Origin of the sequence: Gelidibacter sp. (assembly GCF_035515035.1) — a bacterium.
Lineage (GTDB): Bacteria > Bacteroidota > Bacteroidia > Flavobacteriales > Flavobacteriaceae > Gelidibacter.
On the sequence record NZ_DATJCA010000138.1, the window covers coordinates 1 to 6,359 of the forward strand.

5 protein-coding genes are annotated in these 6,359 nt (G+C 39.5%); all 5 read left to right on the plus strand.

Annotated features, from left to right (window positions below; translation table 11 throughout):
* Positions 1–115: 115 nt before the first annotated feature.
* Positions 116–1,321: a polysaccharide biosynthesis protein gene (locus VLZ86_RS11305; RefSeq protein ID WP_325451379.1), complete on the plus strand. Its 1,206-nt coding sequence runs from the start codon at positions 116–118 to the stop codon at positions 1,319–1,321.
* A 3-nt stretch (positions 1,322–1,324) separates the two neighbouring features.
* Entirely contained in the window at positions 1,325–1,996 is a 672-nt protein-coding gene (locus VLZ86_RS11310) for a sugar transferase (RefSeq protein ID WP_325451373.1), read from the plus strand.
* 789 nt (positions 1,997–2,785) lie between these two features.
* Positions 2,786–3,910, plus strand: a complete 1,125-nt coding sequence (locus VLZ86_RS11315; protein ID WP_325451375.1) for an MraY family glycosyltransferase — start codon at positions 2,786–2,788, stop codon at positions 3,908–3,910.
* An 88-nt stretch (positions 3,911–3,998) separates the two neighbouring features.
* Complete coding sequence (locus tag VLZ86_RS11320) at positions 3,999–4,760, plus strand: polysaccharide biosynthesis/export family protein (RefSeq protein WP_325451377.1); 762 nt, start codon at positions 3,999–4,001, stop codon at positions 4,758–4,760.
* On the plus strand, positions 4,760–6,359 hold a 1,600-nt coding region (locus VLZ86_RS11325), incomplete at its 3' end, for a GumC family protein (protein WP_414652554.1). The genes VLZ86_RS11320 and VLZ86_RS11325, both read left to right, overlap by 1 nt.

Here is a 6,359-nt window from a genome sequence, read left to right on the forward strand (position 1 = left end):
TTAAGCCAGAATTGACCTCCCCCAGCCCCTCCTAAAGGAAGGGGGTCAAGCCCAAAAAATATATGTTTTGAAAATTCAAAAAAAAAGATAAACAAAAAACAAATACAAAATGAACATCATAGACATTCCAAATTTTATAAGTACTTACATTACAAAAAGAGAAACGAGTCTTTTTGAAAAGGATATTGAAGCTAATTCAGCTATTCTAAGTAAAAAAATAGGAGGTAAATCGGTATTGGTGATTGGAGGCGCCGGAACTATTGGGTCTTCGTATATCAAGGCCATTTTAAAGTTTAAGCCAGGAAAGCTTTATGTGGTAGATACTAACGAGAACGGGTTGACGGAGTTGACCCGTACCTTGCGGTCCGATGCTAATACCTTTGTGCCGGAAGATTTCAAAACTTATCCTATGAGTTTTGGAGATCCTGTTTTTGAAAAAATGTTTAAGGCGGAAGGGCCGTTTCATATTGTCGCCAATTTTGCGGCCCACAAACACGTGCGCAGTGAAAAAGACAAATACTCCATTGAAGCGATGATCGATAATAATGTCTTCAAGGCTAAAGCGTTTTTAGACTTGTTAATGGACCATCAACCAGAGCATTTCTTTTGTGTCTCAACAGATAAAGCCGCGAATCCGGTGAATGTGATGGGCGCCAGTAAGAAGCTTATGGAAGAGGTGATCATGGCGTATAGTAATGACTTGCAGATCACCACGGCGCGCTTTGCGAATGTGGCTTTCTCAAACGGTTCCTTATTGGCAGGGTATATTGAACGTTTGTTCCAAAATCAACCTATTTCTTGTCCGTCAGACGTGAAACGATTTTTTGTATCGCCAGAGGAAAGTGGCCAAATTTGTATGTTGGCATGTATGCTTGGGAAGTCGGGGGACATCTTTTTTCCAAAATTAGCCGAAGAACAAATGGCGTTTTTTAAAGACATCACCATTGATTTCTTTAAAGCTTCGCAGAGACCAATAGTGGAGTGCCAGTCGGATGAGGAAGCCAAGCAAAAGGCACTCACCACAAAAGAAGGCGATCCCTATCCGGTTTACTTTTTTGATACGGATACTTCTGGTGAAAAGCTCTACGAAGAATTTTATACCGATAGCGATATTGTGGATCAAGAGACTTATTCGAGTTTAGGGGTTATAAAAAATGCCAAAAAATTGACCCGAAGGGAGATCAATCAAACGATTCTCGGTTTAAAAAGCTTGATGGACTCGGGAAATTATGATAAAACAGCCATTGTTGATTTGTTAAAACAACATCTCCCGGATTTTGAGCATATTGAAACCGGAAAGAGTTTAGACCAAAAAATGTAATTTATGTATAGACTATTTAAAAGGGGGTGCGATATTGTGGTCTCGGGTATTGCCTTGGTGATTTTAGCGCCGTTATTGATCCCCATTATGATTGGATTAAAACTTACTGGGGAAGGCTATATCTGGTACAAGCAAGAACGGGTAGGGTTCAAGAACCAACCGTTTTTAATTTGGAAATTTGCTACGATGTTGAAGGACAGTCCAAACATGTCCGGCGGGGTGCTGACCACCAAAAAGGATCCGCGCATCACTCCGATGGGTGGTTTTTTAAGAAAAAGTAAAATTAATGAGCTGCCGCAGTTGATCAATATTTTTAAGGGTGATATGAGTGTCGTGGGACCACGCCCGTTAATGCGGATTAGTTTTGAAACCTATCCCAAGGCCGTTCAGGACGTGATCTATAATGTAAAACCTGGATTGACCGGGATAGGCTCGATCATTTTTAGGGATGAAGAGGACCTGATTACGCAAGTTAAAAACAGAGGCGAGGATCCGTGGGCATTTTATACCAACCAAATCTATCCCTTTAAAGGTGACGTAGAAAAATGGTATCAAGCTAATGAATCGTTTATTACCGATATAAAAGTGATCGTCATTACGGCGATGGTCATTTTAAGTCCAACCAACGAGATTGTCTATAAATGGTTTAAGGATTTGCCAAGACGACCGTTTTAGAGGGGATCGGAGAGAATTAAGTACTAAGTATTAAGATTTAGGAGGGAGGCCAAAGAGGCGAGAGAGTGAGAGTAAAGAAAACAGAAAAAAGACGAAAGACCAAGACCGAAGCATCAGGAATCGAGAACCATGAGGCCGGACAACTCGACTAATGAACGAACAACAATTAACGATTAACGACCTACCCGAATGTGCCTTTTCCTTCCCCAAATGCAATTCATCCAGACTGTAGATATGGGCGGGTTAAAGATTTATTAACGACGTTGCATTTCACAAAAAACGCAAAGAAGTTACAAAAAGCACGAAGAAAAATATAAGTAGCTGATTTTGTATTATGGAATGGAGCATTGCATGTTCTTTTTTTAGAAACAAGAAATAAATTGGGAGCCAAGAACCATGAACCATGGACCAAGAAATAAACTAGGAGATAAGAACTAAGGGCCAAGGACCAAGAAACACGAAACAAGAACAAGCCCGCCCGTAGCTTTTGCGGAGGCGGGAAACCAGACACAAGCATTGCCGCACGTAGTTTTTGCGGAGGTGGAAACAAGAAATAGGCGTGCCAAACACCATAGTGGTTTTCCAAATAATATTCAGTAAAAGTGAAATAATTTTATGTATAGCGTCAATATGGGGTGGTTAAGCGCGTTATTTTTGAACATATCGTAATACGTCACCGAAAATAGACTGATTTTACGAGCTAAAATATTGGGAACTTTAATACTTTAAAATGTATCTTTGCCAAATCCCCCTATTTTATCTATTGATAGTTAAACCTATACAGCAGTCATGATTCAAGAACTTCTTGCTTATTTTAATCCCTTAGACTATTTGGGGATCTGGTTAATGTGGGCATTTGTTTTGGCATTTATTGTCTCGTGGCTTACGTTCCCCACCATTATAAAGGTGTCTCAAGTTAAACAGTTGATGGACGAACCGGGCTCACGAAGTGCACATTCTGTAAAGACCCCTACCTTAGGCGGGATCGCCATCTTCTTTAGTTTGGCCGTGGTGATCACTACTATTGGTGGGTTGTTGGATACTAAACTATTAATGTTGCTTTTGGGAGGCTTGACGGTGCTTTTCTTTTTAGGACTTAAAGATGATCTGTTAGTGTTAGCACCAAGGACCAAATTCTTGGCCCAATTGTTAGTGGCAGGTGTGTTGATCATATTCACGGACACTCGTATTGTTGGGTTCTTTGGGATTTTTGGGATCACTACTTTACCCTACATTGTTTCGGTCCTATTTACTTTATTTGTGTATATATTGATCATTAATGCCTACAATCTTATTGATGGGGTGGATGGGTTGGCAGGAAGTTTGGCATTGTTTGCCTGTGGCGCTTTTGCTTTTCTATTTTGGAAGACCCAGGATGTTAGCATGACCACTATTGCCGTAGCCACTATAGGTTCTTTAGTCCCTTTTTTACGCTTTAATTTTTCTAAAAAGCGAAAGATTTTTATGGGGGATACGGGGTCTATGATCATTGGGTTTTTGATTGCTTTTTTTGTAGTGCGCTTTCTCAGTCAGGCCCAAGTGTACCGAACCTCACCTTTTTATAATTCGGCTCCAATTTTAGCCTTGGCGATCGTATTTTTTCCTCTTTTGGATACCTTACGGATTTTCTTCATTCGTGCGGTCATCCATAAGAGAAGTCCGTTTAGGGCAGATAAAAACCATTTACATCATCGCTTTGTTGATCTCGGCTATTCCCATAAACAGACTACAGCATGTATTGTGGTGATCAATGCGCTATTATTTGTGTTGGTGTTATTATTTAAAGACAGTGAGATCCACCTGCAATTATGTCTTTTGCTGGCTAGTGGTACCGTATTGTATTCCGTCGTTTTTGTTTACCATTGGCTTTTAAAAAACAAATCCCAATCTAAAATTGCTGAACACACCCGTTGATTTGGTGTTATTTTTCAATAAAACGCCTTACTTTTGCAGATACTCTGTATTTAACCTTTTAGTGTATAAACATTTCAAGAATATTTTAATGAAACACATTCTATTGCTTTTATCGGCATTGCTTTTTTTAAATTCCTGCGCTACAAAAAAAGACATTCTCTATTTACAGGATGTTGATACGAATGGCGTTGGCGCTATTATCTATCAAGCATCCAAGATTCAGCCCAATGATATTTTAAAAATCACCATTGAAAGCTTGTCGCCCGAGGCGGCACTACCGTATAATAAGACCGTCACACAAGGTCAAAGGTCAACAAGTTTGGACATTATGCAGCTTGATGGGTATGTGGTATCTTTAAATAACAGTATCGTGTTTCCAGTTTTAGGTGCCATTTCTACCGCAAATAAAACAACCGAAGAACTTGAGGAATTTATCAGACATAAATTGACTTCAGAAGGTCATCTTTCCGATGCTCGAGTAAATGTGCGTTTGATCAATGCTAAAGTGACTATTCTTGGAGAGGTTGGAAGGCCAGGGACTTTTAATTATACCGATCAAAATTTGACTTTAATGCAAGCTTTAGGTTTAGCGGGCGATTTGACCATTAACGGAGAGCGCCGGGATATCCTCATGACCAGAGAAGTGGATGGCATCAGAAAAGTGACCCATATTGATTTAACCTCCGCGGACTTTATGAATAGTGAATACTATTTTATAAAGCCCAATGATCTGATTGTGGTGAATCCTAATAATCCTAAGGTGAAATCGTCCGGATTTATTGGAAACGTGGGGACCGTTGCTACGGTGATCTCTCTAGTCTTAAGTATAACTATTTTATTGACGCGATAATGATGGAGGATTCTTTTAATAAGGGACAGACGTTTGAAGACGAGGATTCTCTTGATTTGAAACAAGAGATTGGACGCTATTTAAGATACTGGCCTTGGTTTGTGTTAAGCTTGGTGATCGCTCTAATAAGTGCTTATGTCTATCTACGATTTGCACCACGGATTTATCAGACCTATTCTAAAATCAAGGTCTTGGATAAATCCGATGGTTTGGAATTGCCAACGGCGGCTTTTATATTTAAACGATCAAGTATCAATTTAGAAAATGAGACAGAGATTTTAACCTCCTACATTATCATGAATCAGGTGGTTAGGGAGTTGAATTTAAATACTAGGTTTTATGAGGAGGGGACGATTAGAACGACTCAAAGGGAAAGTTTACCATTCGACTTCAAACAAATTATCCAGCCTGATAGTATATTGAAAGGGTTGTCCTATAAGATAAAATTCAAAGATAAAGGACTCGAGATTATAGATGAGGGCAGCGAAACCTCCACATCTTTTAACGGCTTTAGCACTTATAGTAAGGCTCATGATTTGCCGTTTGAAGTTGATCTTGGAACTCAAGGCACAAAAAAAGATTTTATTGGTAAAACATTTATTGTGTCCTTTAGACCGATTGAGAGCGCTACATTAGGTTTGAAATCCAGTATTTCAGTGGAACCCGTAGGGAAGCAAAGTGACTTGTTGAAAATTAGCATTAAAGGCGAAAGTAAAGAACTTTCCGAAAAGATAGTGAATACTTTAATGGGGGTGTTTGATAATGATGGCATCAACGACCGGCAGCTGATTTCTAAACGTACCCTGGATTTTATTGACGACCGGTTTGTCTTTTTAGCCCAAGAGTTGGATTCTATCGAGCTGGGGCGTCAAAATTTTAAACAGCGCAATAATCTTGTAGATATTAAAGTAGATGCCGAATTGGGGTTGGAACAACGCACAAAGTCTGAGGAAGAAGTGTTTCAAATAGAAAGCCAGTTGGCTTTGTCGCGATTATTAAAGAAATCACTGACAGAGAGTACAGACTCTGATCTACTACCCACTAATATTGGGATCAATAATGGAGGCATTAATGAGTTGGTTTCTAACTATAATACGGCCGTACTTACCAGAGATAAATTTTTAAACAGTGGTGGCGCCAATAATCCCATCGTGAAACAGGCGGTTGTCCAAGTTGAGGAACTTAAAGCTAATATTAATAGGTCTCTAAATAACTATGTGAGCCAATTGGAAGCTTCTAGCCAACAGTTAGAGAATAGGAACGAAAGGTTTAGTGGAAAGGTGGCTCAGATTCCCGAAAAGGAAAAGTTATTGCGTGCCATTGATCGGCAGCAACATATCAAAGAAAGTTTGTATCTCTTGTTATTACAAAAACGAGAAGAGGCAGCAATTAATTTGGCGATTACGGAGCCGTCCATTAAAGTGGTGGAATATGCATTGACAGGTAGCACGCCTATTTCCCCTAAATCAAGAGTGGTTTATTTAGGAGCTCTTGTGGGAGGTCTGCTTATCCCATTTGGGATCTTATATCTCATCTTTTTGTTGGACAGTAAAATACATAGTAAAGAAGATGTCACCAAGATCAATGCTAGAATACCGG

Bases quoted from the DNA above. Each gene is read 5' to 3' on its own strand.
- VLZ86_RS11315 (WP_325451375.1), top strand. From the start codon at position 2,786: ATGATTCAAGAACTTCTTGCTTATTTTAATCCCTTAGACTATTTGGGG.
- VLZ86_RS11320 (WP_325451377.1), top strand. From the start codon at position 3,999: ATGAAACACATTCTATTGCTTTTATCGGCATTGCTTTTTTTAAATTCC.
- VLZ86_RS11310 (WP_325451373.1), top strand. From the start codon at position 1,325: ATGTATAGACTATTTAAAAGGGGGTGCGATATTGTGGTCTCGGGTATT.